Annotated in this window: 22 protein-coding genes; 21 read left to right on the top strand and 1 reads right to left on the bottom strand. The window is 37.2% G+C overall.

Features of this window, described 5'->3' with window-relative positions; genetic code table 11:
* Positions 1-24 precede the first annotated feature (24 nt).
* From ACE3RB_RS12830 to ACE3RB_RS12730, 21 genes are all read left to right on the top strand, one after another.
* Positions 25-3,678 (top strand): MMPL family transporter, encoded by a 3,654-nt coding sequence (locus tag ACE3RB_RS12830; protein WP_374464562.1) that lies wholly within the window; start codon positions 25-27, stop codon positions 3,676-3,678.
* A gap of 42 nt (positions 3,679-3,720) precedes the next feature.
* Positions 3,721-4,635, top strand: coding sequence for a dialkylrecorsinol condensing enzyme DarA (locus tag ACE3RB_RS12825; protein ID WP_374464561.1), 915 nt, complete (start codon positions 3,721-3,723; stop codon positions 4,633-4,635).
* Between the two features lies 1 nt (position 4,636).
* On the top strand, positions 4,637-5,776 hold the full coding sequence (locus ACE3RB_RS12820) for a beta-ketoacyl-ACP synthase III (protein WP_374464560.1): 1,140 nt from the start codon (positions 4,637-4,639) through the stop codon (positions 5,774-5,776).
* Positions 5,776-6,207, top strand: coding sequence for a hypothetical protein (locus ACE3RB_RS12815; protein ID WP_374464559.1), 432 nt, complete (start codon positions 5,776-5,778; stop codon positions 6,205-6,207). The genes ACE3RB_RS12820 and ACE3RB_RS12815 overlap by 1 nt, the downstream gene beginning before the upstream one ends.
* A 6-nt stretch (positions 6,208-6,213) precedes the next feature.
* Positions 6,214-6,657 carry a hypothetical protein gene (locus tag ACE3RB_RS12810; RefSeq protein ID WP_002983710.1) on the top strand — a complete coding sequence of 148 codons (444 nt, stop codon included), beginning with the start codon at positions 6,214-6,216 and terminating at the stop codon, positions 6,655-6,657.
* 473 nt (positions 6,658-7,130) lie between these two features.
* The gene (locus ACE3RB_RS12805; RefSeq protein WP_374464558.1) at positions 7,131-7,535 is read left to right on the top strand and encodes a hypothetical protein; all 405 of its coding nucleotides are present in this window, start codon (positions 7,131-7,133) and stop codon (positions 7,533-7,535) included.
* Positions 7,536-7,580: 45 nt separating this feature from the next.
* Entirely contained in the window at positions 7,581-8,576 is a 996-nt protein-coding gene (locus ACE3RB_RS12800; RefSeq protein WP_374464557.1) for a BtrH N-terminal domain-containing protein, read from the top strand.
* Between the two features lie 13 nt (positions 8,577-8,589).
* Positions 8,590-9,336, top strand: coding sequence for an ABC transporter ATP-binding protein (locus tag ACE3RB_RS12795; protein WP_228445866.1), 747 nt, complete (start codon positions 8,590-8,592; stop codon positions 9,334-9,336).
* Positions 9,323-10,591: an ABC transporter permease gene (locus ACE3RB_RS12790; protein WP_374464556.1), complete on the top strand. Its 1,269-nt coding sequence runs from the start codon at positions 9,323-9,325 to the stop codon at positions 10,589-10,591. Before ACE3RB_RS12795 ends, ACE3RB_RS12790 begins: the two co-directional genes overlap by 14 nt.
* Positions 10,581-11,009, top strand: a complete 429-nt coding sequence (locus ACE3RB_RS12785; protein WP_374464555.1) for an acyl-CoA thioesterase — start codon at positions 10,581-10,583, stop codon at positions 11,007-11,009. Before ACE3RB_RS12790 ends, ACE3RB_RS12785 begins: the two co-directional genes overlap by 11 nt.
* Entirely contained in the window at positions 11,006-12,181 is a 1,176-nt protein-coding gene (locus ACE3RB_RS12780) for a beta-ketoacyl synthase N-terminal-like domain-containing protein (protein WP_374464554.1), read from the top strand. Before ACE3RB_RS12785 ends, ACE3RB_RS12780 begins: the two co-directional genes overlap by 4 nt.
* A gap of 10 nt (positions 12,182-12,191) precedes the next feature.
* Positions 12,192-12,731: a 3-oxoacyl-ACP synthase gene (locus ACE3RB_RS12775; RefSeq protein ID WP_374464573.1), complete on the top strand. Its 540-nt coding sequence runs from the start codon at positions 12,192-12,194 to the stop codon at positions 12,729-12,731.
* A 72-nt stretch (positions 12,732-12,803) separates the two neighbouring features.
* On the top strand, positions 12,804-13,061 hold the full coding sequence (locus tag ACE3RB_RS12770) for a phosphopantetheine-binding protein (protein WP_002983724.1): 258 nt from the start codon (positions 12,804-12,806) through the stop codon (positions 13,059-13,061).
* An 84-nt stretch (positions 13,062-13,145) separates the two neighbouring features.
* Positions 13,146-14,345 carry a beta-ketoacyl synthase gene (locus ACE3RB_RS12765; protein WP_374464553.1) on the top strand — a complete coding sequence of 400 codons (1,200 nt, stop codon included), beginning with the start codon at positions 13,146-13,148 and terminating at the stop codon, positions 14,343-14,345.
* Positions 14,342-15,403 (top strand): beta-ketoacyl synthase N-terminal-like domain-containing protein, encoded by a 1,062-nt coding sequence (locus ACE3RB_RS12760; RefSeq protein ID WP_374464552.1) that lies wholly within the window; start codon positions 14,342-14,344, stop codon positions 15,401-15,403. The genes ACE3RB_RS12765 and ACE3RB_RS12760 overlap by 4 nt, the downstream gene beginning before the upstream one ends.
* Positions 15,404-15,565: 162 nt before the next feature.
* The gene (locus tag ACE3RB_RS12755) at positions 15,566-16,321 is read left to right on the top strand and encodes a polysaccharide deacetylase family protein (protein WP_374464551.1); all 756 of its coding nucleotides are present in this window, start codon (positions 15,566-15,568) and stop codon (positions 16,319-16,321) included.
* Entirely contained in the window at positions 16,314-16,940 is a 627-nt protein-coding gene (locus ACE3RB_RS12750; RefSeq protein WP_374464550.1) for an outer membrane lipoprotein carrier protein LolA, read from the top strand. Before ACE3RB_RS12755 ends, ACE3RB_RS12750 begins: the two co-directional genes overlap by 8 nt.
* Complete coding sequence (locus tag ACE3RB_RS12745) at positions 16,906-17,541, top strand: hypothetical protein (RefSeq protein ID WP_374464549.1); 636 nt, start codon at positions 16,906-16,908, stop codon at positions 17,539-17,541. The genes ACE3RB_RS12750 and ACE3RB_RS12745 overlap by 35 nt, the downstream gene beginning before the upstream one ends.
* An 81-nt stretch (positions 17,542-17,622) precedes the next feature.
* Positions 17,623-18,003, top strand: a complete 381-nt coding sequence (locus ACE3RB_RS12740) for a 3-hydroxyacyl-ACP dehydratase (RefSeq protein ID WP_374464548.1) — start codon at positions 17,623-17,625, stop codon at positions 18,001-18,003.
* Positions 18,000-18,476, top strand: a complete 477-nt coding sequence (locus tag ACE3RB_RS12735; RefSeq protein ID WP_374464547.1) for a hypothetical protein — start codon at positions 18,000-18,002, stop codon at positions 18,474-18,476. The genes ACE3RB_RS12740 and ACE3RB_RS12735 overlap by 4 nt, the downstream gene beginning before the upstream one ends.
* Positions 18,477-18,480: 4 nt before the next feature.
* A complete protein-coding gene (locus ACE3RB_RS12730) occupies positions 18,481-19,653 on the top strand; it encodes a DUF2062 domain-containing protein (RefSeq protein WP_374464546.1) in 1,173 nt (390 codons plus the stop codon).
* Positions 19,654-19,703: 50 nt separating this feature from the next.
* Here ACE3RB_RS12730 and ACE3RB_RS12725 read toward each other — a convergent pair whose 3' ends face one another.
* On the bottom strand, positions 19,704-20,861 hold the full coding sequence (locus tag ACE3RB_RS12725; RefSeq protein ID WP_374464572.1) for a DUF3887 domain-containing protein: 1,158 nt from the start codon (positions 20,859-20,861) through the stop codon (positions 19,704-19,706).
* Between the last annotated feature and the right edge of the window lie 87 nt (positions 20,862-20,948).

The following is a 20,948-nucleotide window of genomic DNA, read 5'->3' as shown; positions in this document are numbered from 1 at the left end:
ATTTGCAGACTTGATTTAAATGCAATGCATCGCTTTTTTATATTTTTATATTATCTGATTTCCAAAAATAAAATTCTATCTGTACTGACAGCCATAGGAATTGCCGTTTTATGCATTTTCTTTGCGTCAAAGATCAATTTTGAGGAAGACATCAATCAGATTATTCCTAAAAATGAAAAATCGGATCTTACAGCAAAAGTTCTCAAGCAACTCAATTTTTCAGATAAAATTATTGTTATTATTGAAAACCAGTCCGGCGAAGACAGCTTCCAGCTTTCTGAAACGGCAGATACTTTTCTGAAAAAAATTGAGCCTTTACAGAAATACATCGGTTCTGTTCAGGGCAAAGTGAATGATAATGAGATTTCAGAGACCTTTGATTTTGTCAATCAGAACCTTCCGCTCTTCCTTAATGAAAATGACTATAAGGAGATTAATCAGAAACTACAAAAAGACAGCATTGCCAAACAGATAGAGAATAATTACATCTCACTGGTTTCTCCCACAAGTCTTGTCACTAAAGAGTTTATTAAAAAAGATCCTTTGGGACTTACTTTTTTAGGAATAAAAAAACTGAATTCTTTAAACATCAGCAAAGATTTTAAACTTGAAGACAGCTATATTGTAACCAAAGACAGCAAAAATCTCCTGCTTTTCATTGATCCTAAAAACAAAAGCAATGACACAAAAGCCAATGAAGCATTTGTAGATCAGCTCAATTCTATTAAAGACGGCATCAATAAGCAGTTCAAGGGAAAAACAGAAATCAGCTATTTCGGTTCTCCTGTAATTGCAGTGGCCAATGCAAAACAGATCAAAAAAGACATCCAGAATACAGTTGTCATTTCTATGACCGTCCTTTTGATTCTTCTGATCTATTATTTCAGGAATTTCTTTACTCCCATTATTGTATTTCTGCCCACCGTATTTTCTGTATTGCTAGCCTTATTGGTTCTTTATTTCATTAAGGACAAAATCTCAGCCATCTCATTAAGCGTGGGAGCCATTCTGATCGGGATCACGATAGATTATGCCCTGCATATTCTTACCCATTACAAGCATAACAATAATATTGAAGAACTTTATAAAGAGATTACCCAACCGATCATATTAAGCAGTGCAACAACAGCCGTTTCATTCTTATGCCTGGTTTTTGTACGTTCTGAAGCATTGAAGGACTTGGGACTTTTTGCAGCCATTACCGTTATTCTTTCTTCAGTTACAGCATTGATTATCGTTCCCCAGCTTTATAAACCAAAAGAAAAGGGAGAACATCCGAATACCAACTTTATTGACAAGATCGGCTCTTATCCGTACGAGAAAAACAAGCCTTTGATCATTGGGTGCTCTGTTATTATTCTGGCCTGCCTGTTTGGATTCAGACATGTGGGGTTTAATGAAGACATTGGTGATCTGAATTACATTCCGAAAGAATTAAAAATCAGTGAAGCAAAGCTGCAGAAGCTCTCCGACATCACTTCAAAATCTATTTATACGATTTCTTACGGAAATTCTGAAGAAGATGTATTAAGCAGAAACTCTGAGCTGAGCAGCTTCCTTGAAAAAGAGAAGAAAGAAGGCAAGATTTTAAGCTATAATTCGATCGGAAGTGTTGTCCTTTCAGAAAAAGACCAGCAGAAAAAGATTGATGAATGGAATCGTTTCTGGAATGAGGAAAAGAAAAGCCGAACCATTTCTGAACTGATCAGTAACGGAAATAAATTGGGTTTCAACAGTTCTGCATTCGACAATTTCAATGAAGTTTTGCATAAAGATTATTCTGTATTAAACCTGAAGGATTACCAAAAAGTGAAAGCGCTTCAGATTTCAGAATTCATGAGCAGCGAAAATGGTTTTTATACCGTTTCCAATGTTGTAAAAGTAGACGAAAATAAAAGAGATGCCTTTATCAAAGATATTGAAAAGAAGCATGATGCTATTGCTATTGACCGCCAGCAGATGAATGAAAATTTCCTTGGACTGCTGAAAAGAGACTTCAATACGTTGATCAATTATTCTCTTCTTGCGATCATTTTAACCATTATTGTTTTTTTCAGAAATTTTGAATTAACAGTGCTTACCATGTTCCCGATTGTTTTAACGGGAGTTGTAACAGCCGGAATACTTTATTTTCTGGGACTGGAACTGAATATTTTCAGCACTGTAGTGTGCACACTGGTTTTTGGAGTTGGTGATGACTTCAGTATTTTCCTTACACAGGCCATGCAGAAAGAACACACTACAGGAAAAAATGAACTGCCAACATACAGAATTTCCATCATTCTTGCCGTTTTCACAACCATCCTTTCCATTGGTTCCCTGATTTTCGCCAAACATCCGGCCCTGCATTCCCTGGCTTTGGTTGCTTTAATCGGAATGTTCTCAGTTATTATTATTACCTCTACCCTATATCCGTTCTGGTTCAGACTGCTGATTACCAACCGAGCCAAAAAAGGACTTTCGCCGATTACTTTCAGATTATTCATATGGTCTGTATTCTCATTCCTGTATTACGGAATTGGTGGATTGCTGTTTTCCGCTTTCGGAAGCTTCTTTGTTAAAAATTCCAAAGGAAAGACCCTGAATATTATCAAAATTATTTTAGCCAGATTTTTAACTTCTGTTCTTTATTCTAATCCTTTTGTAAAGAAGAAGGTCATTAAAAATCCGTCAGAAAATTTCAGTAAACCGGCCGTGATCATTGCCAACCATACATCCTTCCTGGATACACTGGCCATTGCAATGACAACTCATAAAATCATTTATCTGGTAAATGACTGGGTATACCAGTCTCCTATTTTTGGAAAGCTGGTAAGAGCTCTTGGATTTTACCCCGTTTCACAGGGAATTGAAAATGGAATGGAAAAGCTGAAGGAAAAAGTTGAACAAGGATATTCATTAGTGGTTTTCCCCGAAGCAAAACGTTCCTATACCAATGACATCAAAAGATTTCATAAAGGAGCATTTTATCTTGCAGAACAGTTCGGCCTGGATATTCTTCCCATCTACATTCACGGAAACTCTGAAGTACTGCCAAAAGGAGACTTTATTATCTATGATGGCAGCATCACGGTAAAAGTAGGCAGCAGAATCAGCAAAGATGATATGAGTTTTGGTAAAAACTATTCTGAGAGAACCAAAAAGATCAATGCTTACTTTAGAGAAGAGTTTGCAAAACTTCGGAAAGAAATTGAGGATGAAAATTATTTTAAGAAAAAATTATTCCTGAGCTACCTGTACAAAGACAGTGAAGTGGTAAAAGAGGTGAAAGAGGACTTCAATACCAACAAATCGGTATATTTTGAACTTAACAAGCATATTTCCAATGACGCCGGCATCCTTCATATGGCTGATGATTTTGGGCAAAAAGATGCTTTATTAACATTGTATCAGGCAGGCAGAAGAATTTTTTCTATGATCCGGAATGATGAAAAGAGGGAAACCGCCGCGCACAGCTATCTGGTAAAAAGAAGAAAAATACATTATATCAAAGACCTTTCTGAGATTAATAAGAAAATTGACATCCTTCTTATATCAGATGAACATTTTACAATGAAGGACCTTCCGGAACTTCCTGAAACCATCATTTTTGTAAATACCAAAAACACCTGGTCTGGAAGTGAAAATTATACACTGAAATTCAGTTCCGAATCCATAAAAGTATTTAAATCTACCTAATAAATATGAAAAACATATTTTTGTAAACCCTAAAGAAAACTAATGAAAAAAAATATACTTGTCATATATTATTCACAAACCGGTCAACTGGAAGATATTGTGAAAAACATTGCCAGGCCTTTTGAAGCTCAAAAGGAAAAATATGATGTTACCTATTATAATATTAAGCTGAAGGAAGACTTTCCGTTTCCCTGGCCAAGTGATGTTTTTTTCAACACTTTTCCCGAATCCTATCTGCAGATTCCAAAAGAGATCCTTCCACCTTCAGAAGAAATTCTCAATAAAAAGTATGATCTTACCCTGTTTGGGTATCAGGTATGGTATCTCACGCCATCCATTCCTATTATTTCATTCTTAAAAAGTGAGTACGCAGGCCGTATCCTTAAAGACACTCCTGTCGTTACCATTTCCGGAACCAGAAATATGTGGATGCTTTCGCAGGAAAAATTAAAAGTATACTTAAGAGATCTGCAGGCAAAACTTGTCGGAAATATAGCACTGGTAGACAGACATGACAATTATACCAGCGTGCTGACCATTCTCAGATGGCTTACCACAGGCCAGAAAGAAAAATCGGGAATGCTTCCGGCAGCCGGTGTTTCTGATGAAGAAATTGCAGGTTCGGTAAAGTATGGCGAGATTATTGAAAGACACTTCAATAACAATGATCTGAATAATCTGCAGCCGGATCTTGTTAAAAACGGAGCCATTGAAATCCGGGCGTTCCTGGTGCGTGTAGAGAAGGTAGGAAACAAAATTTTCACAGTATGGTCTAATCTGATTATCAAGAAAAAAGAGAAACGTCCATTGCTGATAAAATTCTTTAAGGTATATTTGATGGCAGCGATATGGATTATCTCACCTGTCGTTTTGGTATTACACCTTCTTACAACCCCTATATTTTGGTTTAAAAGACAAAAACAAAAAAGATATTTACAAGGAATTAATTTAAAATAGAATGTACGACGTATTTATAACAAAAGCATCAAAATACTTACCCAATGAGCCGGTAGCGAATGATGAAATGGAGACTTATCTTGGGCTTATCAATGATGCGCCATCCAAAGCAAAATCACTTATCCTAAGAAATAATAAAATCACAACAAGATACTACGCTTTAGATAAGGAAGGAAATCCTACCCACTCTAATGCGCAGCTTACAGCAAAAGCAATCGAAGGCCTTTTTGATGAAAATTTCAAGAAGGAAGACATGAAGTTATTATCGGTAGGAACCACTTCACCAGACCAGATCCAGCCATCACACGCTTCTATGGTTCATGGTGAACTTAACATCGGAAAATCTATTGAAATTAATACTTCAACAGGTCTTTGCAACTCGGGAATGAATGCTCTGAATTATGGATTCCTTTCTGTAAAAGCAGGTGTACAGGAAAATGCCGTATGTGCTGGTTCCGAAAGAATGTCTGCATGGATGACTGCTGATAAATTCAACCACGAGGCTGAAAATTTAAAACTGCTCGAAGAAAGACCTATCATTGCTTTCAAAAGAGAATTCCTGAGATGGATGCTTTCCGATGGAGCGGGAGCTTTCCTGCTGGAAAATAAGCCAAGAGAAAACAGCACTTCCTTAAAGATAGAATTCATTGATTTCTATTCATATGCACATGAAATTGAGGCATGCATGTATGCCGGATGTGATAAACTGGAAGACGGAAGCCTGAAATCATGGGCAGATTACCCATCTGATGAATGGCTGAAGCAATCCATTTTTGCCATCAAACAGGACACTAAAATTCTGGATAAATATATTCTTGTAAAAGGAGCTGAAAGTTTAAGATCTTCTTTTGACAAACATAATTTGGATCCGGAAAAAATTGACCACGTACTGGCTCATATTTCATCAGGATATTTCAAAGACGGCCTGAAAGAAGAATTTGCTAAAAAAGGAATGGATTTCCCTGCAGAAAAATGGTTCTATAATCTCTCAGAAGTAGGAAACATCGGAGCAGGATCTATCTTTATCGCTCTTGAAGAACTGATGAACTCCGGGAAACTGAAAAAAGAAGAAAAAGTACTTCTTTGTGTTCCTGAAAGCGGAAGATTCGCTTATTCTTGTGCCTTATTAACAGTTTGCTAATGGAAAACAGACTCCCCACATCTAACAAAGATTTTGTAGAAAGTCTTATTCCGCAAAGGTTTCCTTTTGTGATGGTACATGAATTGACGGAGTATTCTGAAAATCATCTCCTGTCAGGTTTTGAAATCAAAGAAGATAACCTTTTTATCCAGGATGGATTATTTCAGGCATCAGGACTTATTGAACATCAGGCACAGAGCGTTGCTTTACATACAGGATATAAATATTACCTTCTTGGAAAAGACGCTCCTACCGGATATATAGGAGCCATTAAGTCTTTTGAAGCCGAAAAACTACCTAAAACAGGTGATCAGCTGAAGTCCGAAGTAACGATCCTCAATGAAGTAATGGGAGTAACCCTTGTAGATATTGTGACCAAACTGAACGGTGAAGTGATTGCAAAATCTCAAATGAAAACCGCTGTAAAATAAACTGTAATGGAAATAAAGGAAGAAAATATCATCAATATACACAACTTTTTACCGCATCGCGAACCGATGCTTATGGCAGATTATATCCTGGAGCTGACCAAAGAAAAAGTAGTGACTTCCTTTGAAATCAAAGAAGATAATATATTTGTTCACAATAATGAATTTGTGGAAGCCGGATTAATTGAAAACCTGGCCCAAACCTGCTCATCGATCCTTGGACAAAGTTTCTTTGAAAATCCTGAAGCAGATACCAAAGTGATCGGGTTCATTACCAATATCAAAAAGATTGAGGTTTTTGCTCTTCCAAAGGTGAATGACAAAATTATCTCCAGGGCATCACTTATATCGCAGTTTGAGAATATCTGCCACATATTCTGTGAAACCTTCAATCATGATGAATTATTGATCAGAGCAGAAATCAACCTATTTATTCAGGAAGTAAAGTCGTAAATTTTATTCCAATATTATACTATAAAGCTGTACAAAACGTACAGCTTTTTTTAGAATGGTTTATGTTTAAACTTCACTTTTTGATTTGTGAATATTTGTGTAATTCATTTGTGGCATTAGTTTCTAAAAATCAATAACTTTCATTGAAGTAAATACAAAACCTTACAATAAAAACATTCATTATTATTTATTTCAATTTTAACAAAAATTCAATCAACCCACTGATAATCAAACAAATAACACTTATTAAACATCATCGGAAATTGAATTATTTCACGTGAAACATTTTATAAATCCGTGGAACACTTATTGCTAAAAGATTTTAATACATACTCTGATCAGAGGTAATAACCCCTTCAGATTTAATATGATTTACATATAATGTATTTTCACTATTTTAGCCACCTGATTAAAAGAATCAAAAACAGGTGAACCATTTCTCATCTGGAATCTAAAAAAATAACATTATTTAGATGAAAAAACAAGACCTGCCTCAAGACGAAAGTAATCTGAAATCTGCCAACATGACTGAAGTCCTGTATGTGACGGATGAAAATGACAATTACACGACAGCAAACAGTACAGGCTGGAATGCCAAGAAAGCTGCTCTGGATGAATCGATGGAACTTATTCATGAAAGAATTGAGGAAGCAAGGAAAAATGTTGCCAATAATACGGTAAGCCCCATCGTTTATTTTATGGAACTGAATAAAATGGATATTGGTGTTCTTGCTTCATATGTAGGAATGTGGCAATGGAGGGTCAAAAGACATTTTAAACCAAAAGTATTCAAAACACTAAGCGAAACTGCACTGAAAAAATATGCCGATGCATTCGGAATTTCAGTGGATGAATTAAAAAACTTCGACGGGAAATAATGAAGCAAGGCTTCATTTCACCTATGAAAAAGATACGATCAGCAAATGAAATTAAACTTTGAACACCATCAGACTGCGCATTGCGAAAACGGTGTTGCTTCTAATCTACTGCTCAACAAAGGACTTAAACTGAGTGAACCCATGATCTTCGGGATCGGTTCCGGACTGTTTTTTGTCTACCTTCCTTTTTTAAAGGTAAATTTTGCTCCGGGCTTCAGCTACCGCCCGATGCCGGGTGCCATTTTCAGTAAAGCAGCCAAAAGATTAGGAATTAAAATTAAAAGAGAAAAATTCTCAAACCCTAAGGATGCCCAGAAAGCACTCGAAAGAAATCTGGAACAAAATATACCTACAGGGCTTCAGGTGGGTGTTTTCAATCTTACATACTTTCCTGAAGAATATAAATTCCACTTCAATGCTCACAACCTGGTGGTTTATGGAAAAGAAGACGGAAAATTCCTGATCAGCGATCCGGTAATGGATTATACGACATCCCTTTCCGAAGCAGAACTGGAAAAAGTAAGATATGCAAAAGGAGCACTTCCTCCAAAAGGGCACATGTACTACCCTGTTTATATCCCTGAAAATGTGAATCTTGAAGAAGCCATTAAAAAGGGAATCAAAGACACCTGTAAAAATATGCTGGCTCCGGTACCGCTTATCGGGGTAAAAGCCATGAGATGGGTAGCGAAAAGCATCCCGAAATGGGCAGAAAAGAAAGGGACAAAAGTAACTAACCATTATCTGGGACAACTGATCAGAATGCAGGAAGAAATCGGAACCGGAGGCGGTGGATTCAGATTTATCTATGGGGCATTCCTTCAGGAAGCTGCTGTTATTCTTAAAAATGATAAGTTAAAAGAGTTATCCAAAGAAATAACTGCTATTGGTGACCTTTGGAGAGATTTTGCTGTGGATATTGCCCGTGTTTATAAAAACAGAAACTCGAAAAGCAATATCTACAATGAACTTTCAAAAACAATGCTGCATATTGCAGACCTGGAAGAAGCTTTCTATAAAAAACTGAGAAAAGCGATCTGATATGGCGGAAAATATGATTGAAATCAAAAATTTATATAAGAAATACAAGAATTCTGAAGATTTTTCTGTAAATGATATCACATTGAATATCAGCAAAAATGAAATCTATGGAATTCTGGGGCCTAACGGTGCCGGGAAAACAACATTAATTTCTATGCTTTCCGGACTGATAAAGCCTACATCAGGTCAGTTTACCATTAACGGACTGTCTCCTCAGAAGGATGGTTTCAAAATCAGACAGATCATAGGAATTGTTCCACAGGAATATGCCTTATATCCTACGCTTACCGCAAAAGAAAACCTTATGTTTTTCGGAAGCCTTTATGGTTTAAAGCATAATCAGCTCAAAAAAGCGATTGATGAGTCACTGGAAATTATGGGACTTTCAAAATTTGCCAACAAGCAGGTAGGGCAATTCTCAGGAGGAATGAAACGCCGCTGCAACCTCATCGCCGGTACACTTCACAATCCCAAAGTTCTCTTTCTGGATGAACCGACTGTAGGGGTTGATGTTCAGTCTAAAAAAGCAATTATTGATTATCTTTTAGATTTAAATAAACAGGGAACGTGTATCATCTATACTTCTCACCACCTTTCAGAAGCGGAAGAATTCTGTACTAAGATTGCCATCATTGATCATGGAAAAATCCATGCTGTAGGAACACCTGAAGAGCTGGTGAACAGAGTCGCAAGCGCTGAAAACCTTGAAGATGTTTTCATTTCATTAACCGGAAAAGAATTAAGAGATGTTGTTGTATAAACTGTGGAGAAGCTTTATCAAAGAAATCCTTCTGCTGAAAAGAGATATCGGAGGTATCGTCATCATTTTTGTGATGCCGCTGCTTTTGATTGTAACCATTACCCTTATTCAGGATTCTACCTTTAAAAACCTTGAAGGATCAAAGATCCCGATCATTTTTATTGATAATGACAAGTCTGAGGTTTCAAAGAATATTAAAGCAGAACTGGAAAACAGTAAAACATTCCAGCTGCTGACCAACTTCAATGAAAAATCTGCACAGGATGCTGTTTTTTCCGGAGACTATCAGATGGCGATCATCATTCCTGACAATTTAACGAAAGATTTAAATTCCAATATTGATTCTAAGGTTCAGACCATTGTAAGCTCATTCGGACTGGAAGGAGATTCTGCAAAAGTAAAAACTGCGGCTCCGAAGGCCAAAGAAATTCATTTGTACTTTGACCCGGCAACGAATGCAGGATTCAAAAACTCAGTGATGAATTCCGTCAACAAAATGGTTTTTGAGATTGAAAATAAAAAGATTTATAAAGCATTTCAGGATCAGCTGGGAACTACGGAAAATCTTGACGAAAATAAAAACCTGATCAGCTTTAAAGAAATCACTTCGAAAAAAGGAGAAATGGATGTTATGCCGAATTCCGTTCAGCACAACGTTCCTGCATGGACTCTTTTTGCGATATTCTTTATTGTAGTTCCTTTATCCATCAATCTGGTAAAAGAAAAAAGCCAGGGGACAAGCGTAAGAGCAAGAATAAGCCCTACTCCATATTTTGTGCATATTTTAGGAAAAACATTTACTTATCTTATTATCTGTATCATTCAGTTTTTACTGATGGTGGCGGTAGGAATTTATCTTTTTCCTTACATGGAGCTTCCGGCCTTTGATGTATCCGGAAAAATGTTTCAGCTTATCATTGTGACTTTGTTTGCCGGACTGGCAGCCATCGGATTCGGTGTGCTGTTGGGAACGATTGCCGACACACAGGAACAATCTGCCCCTTTCGGAGCAACTTCCGTAGTGGTTCTTGCCGCCGTAGGAGGAATCTGGGTTCCCGTGTTTTTAATGCCGGAATTCATGCAGACCATAGCGAAATTCTCTCCAATGAACTGGGGACTGAATGCTTACTATGATATTATTTTAAGAAACAGCGGCATCGGTGGAATTGCCAAAGAACTGGTCTTACTGTTCTTATTTTACCTTGCCACAGTAGCTGTTTCCATTTTTTACGAAAAGAAACAAAATGCAGTCTAAAGAAAATATATTAACCTGTACTGAAGAAGTAAGAGTGCGGTTCAATGAGACAGATCCGCTGGGAATAGTCTGGCATGGACATTATATCGTGTATTTTGAAGACGGAAGGGAAGCTTTCGGCCGTCAGCATGGACTTACCTATCTTGATATTCAGAATGCAGGATATGTAACACCGATTGTAAAAAGTACCTGCGAGCATTTTCTTCCTTTAAAATATGGGGAAACATTCAGAATTGTGACCACTTTTATCAATTCTGTTTCCGCCAAGCTGATCTACAGGTATGAGATTTTCAATCAGGAAGATCAATTGGTATGCAGCGGTGAAACCATCCAGGTATTTCTTGACAGCAACGGAAACTTATGTCTGTATAATCCGGAATTTTTTCAAAACTGGAAAGATAAAATGGGACTATCATGAGGAAAGAAATTTATATCACAGACTACAATTGTGTAACTCCTTTAGGCTTCAATACAGAATCTAACTGGAAGGCACTTCTGGAAGGAAAATCAGGCGTTGCTTTACATAAAATCACAGGCAGTCAGGATGCTTTTTATACTTCCATGATAGATTCTGATCAACTTAATGAAGAGTTCAGCAGAATCTTCGGCGATGCTCAGAATAAACATCATAATTTTACAAGACTGGAAAAAATGCTTCTTTTAAGCCTGCAGCCTCTTGTTAAAAAACATACCTTATCAGAAGACACGGCTTTTATCCTTTCCACAACAAAAGGAAATATCAGCCTTCTAAAAAATCAGTCTAAATTGCCGAAAAGCGTTTACTTATCAAAACTGGCACAGAAAATAGCCGATTTCTTTGGATTCAAAACGAAACCTGTTGTGGTTTCCAATGCCTGTGTTTCAGGAGTAATGGCCATTGCAGTAGCTAAAAATATGATTCAGGCAGGAAAGTATAAAGATGCTTTCGTGATTGCAGGAGATGAGCTTTCTGAATTTATCACTTCAGGATTCAATTCGTTTCAGGCCATTGGTTCCGGACCATGTAAGCCTTACGATAAAAACAGGGATGGAATCAATATCGGTGAAGCAGCCGCAGCTGTGTATATCACTTCATGTCTTTGCGAGAAACAGAGTGATGAAGCAATCTCACGAAACGAAAAACCCAGGTTTAAAATTCTTGGAGATTCTGCGGTCAATGATGCCAACCACATCTCCGGACCTTCAAGAACGGGTGACGGTTTGTATGCCAGTATCAGAAATGCAATGACAGAAGCGAATGTTTCTGCTGAACAGATTGATTTTATTTCAGCTCACGGAACGGCTACTTTATATAATGATGAAATGGAAGCCATTGCCTTCAGCAGGATGGAACTTCAAAACATTCCTCTCAACAGTATGAAAGGCTATTACGGACATTGTCTGGGTGCATCAGGTCTCCTTGAAAGCATTATTTCTATGGAAAGTGCCCTTCACAGCACCTTGCTTCCATCAAAAAACTTTGAGGAAACGGGAATAACCAAACCTTTGAATATTATCAGAGAAAACCAGGCTGCAGAAGTAAAATACATCCTGAAGACGGCTTCAGGGTTCGGTGGCTGTAACGCAGCTGTTGTGCTGGAAAAATGTTAAATTGAATATGATGAAGAAAATAAGCACCTGTACCATAGAACATTCAAAAATAACCGTTGACGGAAATATTATTTTTGAAAGCCAAAGCGAAGCCTTCCAGGAATTTGCTAAGGAAGCCTATAAAAATTTGGACCTCAGTTATCCGAAATTTCATAAAATGGATCATCTGAGTAAACTGGCTTTTCTTTCTGCTGAAATGATCCTGAAGGATGAAGACCACAGCACAACAGCTATTGTTTTTGCCAACAGATCTTCCAGTCTGGACACCGATTCCAAATACCAGGAAAGCATCAACGATTCTGACAATTACTATCCAAGTCCTGCAGTTTTTGTATATACTTTACCTAACATCTGTGTCGGGGAAATCAGTATTAAGCACAAAATGCAGACGGAAAATGCTTTTTTCGTTTTGGACGAGTTTGATGAAAATTTTTTAAACGATTATTCCGAACAGATTCTCAGATCCGGAAAGGCTGACAAAGTATTGTGTGGCTGGATAGAATTGTATCAGGAAAATTACAAAGCTTTTGTATATTTGCTAACCTTATAAAATATAACAATATAACAGTGTAATGATATAATGGTCTTAATGATACTGATACACTGCTAAATCAACTTAATTATGGAAAACTTAAAAACGGAATTGAAGCACAAAATTATCGAAGTTCTTAACCTTGAAGACGTATCTGTGGAAGAAATCAAAGATGCTGATCCATTATTCGGAGGAGGATTAGGACTGGATTCTATTGATGCTTTGGAACTGATCGTTCTTCTTGATAAAGATTACGGAATAAAATTAGCTGATCCTAAAAAAGGGAAGGAAATTTTCCAATCTATCGATACGATGGCTGCATTCATCGAGAACAACAGAACAAAATAAATGAATGTAACAATCTGACAGGATATCAATGTAGCAATTATTGGTAAATTGTCAGATTGTTGCATTGTTATATGATTTAATACCATGAGTCAAAAAATTGCCATAACGGGAATGGGCATCATTTCCTCCATCGGAAACAATGTGGAGGAAAATTTTATTTCATTACAATCCGGAAAACATGGGATTTCAGATATCGAAATGTTTGAAACGCGCCACGCCGGACTGATTAAAACAGGTGAAATAAAATTATCCAATGAAGAACTTGTGCAGAAACTTCATCTTGATGAAGATAACAATGTCACAAGAACTTCTTTACTGGGAATGATTGCTGCTAAAGAAGCTGTAGAAAGTGCAGGAATTCCAGATATCAATGGTTACAGAACCGGCTTGATTTCATCTACCAGTGTAGGCGGGATGGATATCACTGAAAAATACTTCTACTCTTACGAAGACTTCCCCGAAAAGCAAAAATATATTGACGCACACGATGCCGGAAATTCCTCCTTGGCCATTGCCGGTTACTTAGGATTAAAAGGTATGGTTTCTACCATCAGTACAGCCTGTTCATCAGCAGCCAATGCTATTATGATGGGCGCAAAACTGATTAAAAACGGCGTGTTGGACCGTGTGATTGTCGGCGGAACAGATTCTCTTTCAAAGTTTACGTTGAATGGTTTCAATACCCTGATGATTCTTACAGATTCCTACAATACTCCTTTTGACAACAACAGAAAGGGACTGAACCTTGGAGAAGCGGCAGCTTTCTTAGTGCTTGAGTCCGAAGAAGTGGTCAGAAAAGAAAATAAAAAAGTCCTGGCTTATCTTTCAGGATATGGAAATGCCAATGATGCCCACCATCAGACAGCGTCTTCAGAAAATGGGCAGGGTGCATTTTTAGCCATGCAGCAGGCTTTGAAAATCTCAGGACTGGATAAAGAAAATATAGACTATATCAACGTTCACGGAACAGCAACTCCTAATAATGATTTATCAGAAGGCATTGCTATGATCAGAATCTTTGGAGAAAACCAGGTTCCTGAATTCAGCTCTACAAAAGCATTTACGGGGCATACCTTAGCTGCTGCCGCAGGAATTGAAGCTGTATTTTCAATTTTAGCCCTGCAGAACAACGTTATCTTCCCTAACCTGAATTTTAAAACGAAAATGGAAGAGTTTGATCTTACTCCGGTAACCAAACTGAAAGAAAAGAACATCAATCATGTACTTTCCAATTCATTTGGATTCGGAGGAAACTGTTCAACACTAATTTTTTCAAAATCATGAGTACAGTATACATCAACAGTGCATCCTGTATCTCCGTTCAGGACACTTTAAACGAAAATATCCTTCAGAACCTTCATCCTGAAAATTCTTCAAACATCCTTAAGGCTATAGAACCCAATTACAAGGAGTTTATTTCGCCTGCCATGATCAGAAGAATGTCCAAAACCGTAAAAATGAGTTCTGTAGCCTCACATTATGCACTGAAAGAAGCCGGAATTGAACAGCCGGATGCTATCATTGTAGGAACCGGAATGGGATGTTCCCAGGATTCCGAAAAGTTCCTGAAAAACGTGATTGACAATCATGAAGAGTTTCTTACCCCTACTTTTTTCATCCAGTCTACCCATAACACGGTAGCAGGACAGATTGCTCTGGGCTTACAGTGTCATGCTTACAACTTCACCTATGTGAATACTTCTTCTTCGCTGGAGTTTTCATTACTGGATGCCAAGCTTCAGATTAATGACGGAGAAGCAGAAAATGTTCTTGTAGGCTCTACAGATGAGCAGACTGCCAGAACTATGGAGCTTTACTGTTTAAATAATACCATAAAAAAAGAAGTAGATCTCCCCGCTGATTATCTGCATTCCACTACCAACGGAGTGATCTGGGGTGAAGGTGCCAGCTTTTTTGTTATAGGTAAGGATAAAACTGAAAATTCTTATGCCCAACTTAAGAATATCCATATAAGCAATAAAGTAGAGCTACATGAAGTACAGGATTTTATCCAGCATTTCTTAGCTCAGAATAATCTTTCAACCGGAGATATTGATACTGTAATTTTAGGGTTCAGCGGGGATGCAGATTCAGATACTTACTATACAAAAGCGATGGATATCTTTCCGGATTCCGTACAGCTGTATTACAAACATCTGAGTGGAGAATTCAATACAGCAAGTGGTTTTTCAATCTTTATGGCCTGTCATATCCTTAAAGAACAGCAGATTCCGGAAGTGATGATGATCAACGCAAAGAAAAAAGAAAACGTAAAGAATGTTCTTCTTTATAATCATCTGGCAGGTAATGACCACAGTCTGGTATTATTGGAAAAAGCTTAATTGTTGAAATTGAAAATTATACGGTCTATTTGTCATTCAGAGCGATGAAGCGTAGAATCTAAACAAAATAAGTTAAATTAATTCTATTGATCCGGACTCCTACGGAGTGACAAAAGTACAGTAGAGATTTCCAATTAATCAACATATAAAAAGCAATCAGCAATGAAACACTATCCATTCATCCTGTTCTATCTTTTCTGTAACGTTTTTATTTATGCATTCCATGGGAGTTTTTGGGTATATCTGTTTTGTTTTTTCGCTTTCTCTGCAGTAGTAGTCTGGGGTTCTTTTGATATTGAGCTGGGATATTTTGTCAACAGCATCACCCATAAACGTACCAGAATCAAGGAAGTTGCCCTTACTTTTGATGACGGCCCTACTGAGTTTACTCCTAAGTTTTTAGACCTGCTTAAAGAACATCAGGTAAAAGCTACCTTCTTCTGTATCGGAAAACAGATTGAAAAATATCCTGAGACGTTTCAGAGAATCATTGCAGAAGGCCATACCATTGGAAATCATACCCTGTCACATTCCAATACTACAGGATTTTTATCAACTTCAAAAATGATTGAGGAAATTGAAAAATGTGATGAAGTCATGAAAAATGCAGGCAATATCAGCACTGATCTTTACAGGCCACCATTCGGAGTGACCAATCCCAATATTGCGAAAGCAATCAGGAGAACCCATAAAGTAAGCATCGGATGGAATGTACGCTCTCTTGACACCATCATTGACGATGAAAAGAAAATTTACAACAGAGTAACCAAAGGCCTGAAAAAAGGCAGTATTATCCTCCTTCATGACACTTCGGAAAAGACCTTTCGCGTGCTGGCCAATTTATTAGTATTTTTGGAGGACAAAAAATATTCAACTTTTACTGTTGATACAGTTTTAAATTCAAATAGAAATGATTAAAAATATTGCTTTCGGAACATTCTTACTGGTTTCAGGATTCTTTTCTGCCCAGAATACGGCAATGTCAGGAGCTGAAGCTAAAGCATTTGTGTCGAAGGTTTCTTCAGACACCAAAGAGATTAAAACGTTGCAGAGTGATTTTACCCAGACCAAAAAGATGGATTTTCTGGATAAAAGTATTGTGACCTACGGCCGAATGTCGCTGCAGACACCCAATATGCTGAGCTGGAAGTATACAAAACCTTATCAGTACAGTATTGTTTTTAAAAGCAATAAGATCTACATCAATGATCAGGGGAAAAAATCGTCTGTAGATGCGAAGAGCAAAACATTTGAAAAAATCAATAAGCTGATAGTGGGAAGTTCCAACGGGACGATGTTCAATGATCCTGAGTTTACCGTAACCTATTTTAAAAATGGGAATTACAATGTGGCGAAGTTTGTTCCTAAAACATCCCAATTGCTGAAATACATCAAACAGATCGAGCTGTATTTCCCTAAAAGCCAGTCTACAGTTTCACAGGTGAATATGACTGAAGCTTCCGGAGATACCACGAATATTGTCTTCAAAAATACCAAGATCAATGCTTCCATTCCTGCGTCAGAGTTTTCTTTATAGCCTGATTCTGATCCTGGCTGTTTCCTGTAAAACCTATACGTTAACAGAAGCAAAACCTGTTTCATCTTCTGAAAAGATGGTGGAAAACTTATATTTCTCTTCCGGTGAAGATTACGTGTACAAATGCCAGATGGATATTTATAAAAACCATGTGAGCGGTATTCTGATTATCAAAAAACTGAATGAAACGACGCATCGTGTTGCTTTAACGTCAGATTTTGGGAATAAGCTGATTGATTTTGAAGTTTCAGACAATGATTTCAAGCTGAACTATGTACTTCCTGATCTGGATAAAAAAATTGTCATCAATTTTCTGAAAAATGATTTCCGGCAGCTGCTGAAAAGACAATATCCGGTAAGCGAAAGCTTTGAGAATGAAAATGCTAAGATTTATCTCTCTAAAATTGATAATAAAACCTACTATTTATTCTTCAACAAAGAAAATAATTTGCTAAAACAGATTGTTTATACGAAAAATAACAACGAAAAAATCAATTTTACTTTTGATGCAAAAAAACCTATCTTCGCGGATAGCTTACAGCTGCAGCACAAAGACTTTAAAATCAATATAAAACTATTTCAAATAACCGAAACGGAATAATTTTCTACAGGAATACTGCTTTAAATCAATGTAGCTTTCCGGAAAGAAACTGATGATATATTTAATCTTAACAATAAGATCATGCAAACCATTCTTACAGACTTTTATACTTTAACATCATACGAAAAGGCAGAGGACGGAAAGTTTACTGCTCATATTCATCTTAATAAAGACCATGATATTTTCAAAGGTCATTTCCCTGGAAATCCCGTAACTCCCGGTGTTTGTATGATGCAGATCATCAAAGAACTTACGGAGGAATTTACCGGTTCAAAATTATTCTTAAAAACAGCATCGAATGTAAAATTCATGGCAATTATCAATCCTTTTGAAACGCCGGATTTACAGCTTCAGCTTGATATTAATGAAGACAATGAGGATGTTAAAGTAAAAAACACTACTTCCTTTGGCGAGACTATTGCATTGAAACTGTCTGTAAGCTATAAAAAAATAACGTCATGAAACTAATCCTGTCATTTATAACGGCATTTATTTTTTTCTTTCAGTCAGATCTTGAAACGCTGAGAAACAGCTATGCCAAAGCCAATGAATCCAATACCAATACACAAAACTTTATTGATATTGCAGAAAAGCAGTCCGGATCCGATCCTGCAACTGTTGGATACAAGGCTGCTGCTAAGATCATGGAGGCAAAAATTGTCAAAAATAACAGAAAGGCTTTGGTAAAAACAGGTGCTGCAAACCTTGAAAATGTGATTAAAAATAATCCAAATAATGCAGAGCTGCGCCTGATCAGGCTGAGTGTTCAGGAAAACATTCCTAAAATTGTGGGATACCGTGGAAGTATGAAAGATGATAAGGCATTCCTGTTGAACAATTACAGCAAACAGAACACAGCATTAAAAAGCTATATCAAAAGGTTTGCAATGCAGTCTAAAACCATTACAGAGGCTGAAAGAGCCACTTTAAAATAAAAAAATGTCCCTTGCTGAAGTACAAAATGCAATTTCTGAAAAGAAAATATGCGTTTTAATACCTACCTACAATAATGAGAAAACCCTGAAGAGGGTAATTGACGGTGTTCTTAACTACACCGAAAGTATTATTGTGGTCAATGATGGCTCCACGGATTCTACGCCACACATTCTTGCTCAATATCCGCAGATCACGGTAATCTCTTTACCGGAGAACAAAGGAAAAGGAAACGGGCTTAAAACAGGCTTCAGAGCTGCAAAGAAACTAGGGTTTGATTACGCTATCACTATTGATTCCGACGGACAGCATTATCCGGATGATATTCCTGTATTTGTAGAAGCCCTGCTTCAGAAAAAAGAAGACGTTCTTCTGATCGGAAACAGAAATATGTCTCAGGATGGTATTCCTAAGAAAAGCAGTTTCGGAAACCGTTTTTCCAATTTCTGGTTCTGGTTTGAAACCGGTATAAAGCTGGAAGACACGCAGTCCGGTTACAGGCTTTATCCTTTACATAAAATTCCTAAGAAATATTTTACCCCAAAGTTTGAATTTGAGATTGAGATCATTGTAAGAACTGCATGGAGGCATATTCCTGTTAAAAATGTTCCGATTAAGGTGTTGTATGATCCCGCAGAAAGGGTTTCCCATTTCAGGCCTTTCAAGGATTTTACAAGGATCAGTATTCTGAATACAATTCTGGTGACGATTACTTTATTTTACATTATTCCGAGAAATTTCGTGAATAACTTCAAAAAAAAAAGCTTTAAAAGATTCATTCAGGAAGATGTCTTAGAAAGTGACGGAAGCAACCGTACAAAAGCATTTTCCATTGCACTGGGAGTATTTATAGGGCTTTCTCCATTCTGGGGATTCCAGACCCTTTTAGTGATTAGTTTATCTGTACTTTTTAAACTTAATAAAGTCCTTGCATTTGTAGCCTCCAATGTGAGCCTTCCTCCTTTTATTCCTTTTATCATTGCTGCCTCTCTGTTTCTGGGAGCTCCATTTGTGAGTGGAGACAGTGATATTTTAAGTCAGGATTTAAATTTCGAACTCATCAAAAACAATCTGCTGCAATACGTTATCGGCAGTTTTATTTTAAGCACTACTTTTTCTGCAATTGCAGGAATAGCCTCTTTTTTATTTTTGAATAAAGTAAGTCCGGAAAGCAATTAAAAAGCCTGAAACAAAATTCCAGGCTCATGAGATCAATGATCTTATTTTATTTATTTCAGGATAAAATCTGTCAGGTCTTTCAAAAACTGCTCATCTACCTTTCCTTTTGTTTCATAATCTTTTGGTGAGGGTTTTCCGGAGCCTGCAATAAACAGATGGCTTAATTCAGGATAAAATTTAAAAACTGCTGCCTTATTATTTTTCAGGGTTTGTTTCCAAAGATTGAAATCTTTCTCAGTTACCTGATAATCTCTTCCTCCCTGTACAAAAAGCATTGGAGCCTTGATCTTTTTCACTTCATTAAGCTGATTGTAATCCTTCAAATACTTCCAATACGCTGCAGACTGACCTAAAGGAAGTTCTGATTTAGGTGAATTTAAATTAAACTGGGATGAGTTTAAAAACGCAACCTGCTTTTTTATTTCCTGAACAGCTTCTGCCGGAACATTCGCCTTGTCCAGAGAGTGAAGGTATTCGTATTGCTCAACTAAGATATCCTGCAAGGGTCTTGCATTCCCGGCCATAAAAACATATTTCGAAACCTGAGCCTTTTCTGCAATTTTTGGCATCATATACGCTCCCTGGCTGTGACCAAGGATAATAATCTCATATCCTTTATACTCAGGATTATTTTTGAAATAAAGAGCAGTATTTACCGCATCATTAATGGTTTCATCTTCTACCGTAGATTTCTCGTTGAATGTTTCAGGGTAGGAATAGATCCTTTTATCATACCGGTAAGAAGCAATTCCGTGGTTGAAAAGATATTCTGCGATATCTTTAAAAGGTTTGTTTTCTCCAATAGTTTCGTCTCTGTCATGGGCTCCCGAACCATGCACAAAAATCACCAGTCTCTTTTTATTATTGGAAGGGGGAACCAGAAGTGTTCCCCTAAGTTCAACAGCATCACTCTTTATCTTGAGTTCTGTTTTCTCATCTCGTCTTTCAAATGTTTTATGAGGAACCAGGAAGAAGCCCAGCAGTTTATTGTTCTCTCCAAAGGTAAGCTGGACATCCAGTTTTGTCTTTTCAAATTCGGTGTAGTAATAATAAATATTTCCTTCGTTATTCACTTCAAGGATATTTTTCAGTCCTCCAATCTGGCCCTGAAGCTGCTTCGGAATGGCTTTGAGCTGTTCCACAGGGATCTGGCCTGCTACCGAAGGATCAAAATAAGAATGTGCTTTTTCTATATTTTTATCCCCCAGTAAAGCTTTAATAAAAGTATTTCCGATCTCTTTTCTGTCCTGAGAAAAATGATAACAGAAACCATACGGTAAAAAAAAGGGTTAAAA

The sequence above is a fragment of the Chryseobacterium sp. genome (genome assembly GCF_041914225.1).
Classification (GTDB): domain Bacteria; phylum Bacteroidota; class Bacteroidia; order Flavobacteriales; family Weeksellaceae; genus Chryseobacterium.
The sequence above is the reverse complement of the archived record's forward strand: the minus strand, read 5'-3'. Positions and strand labels throughout refer to the sequence as shown.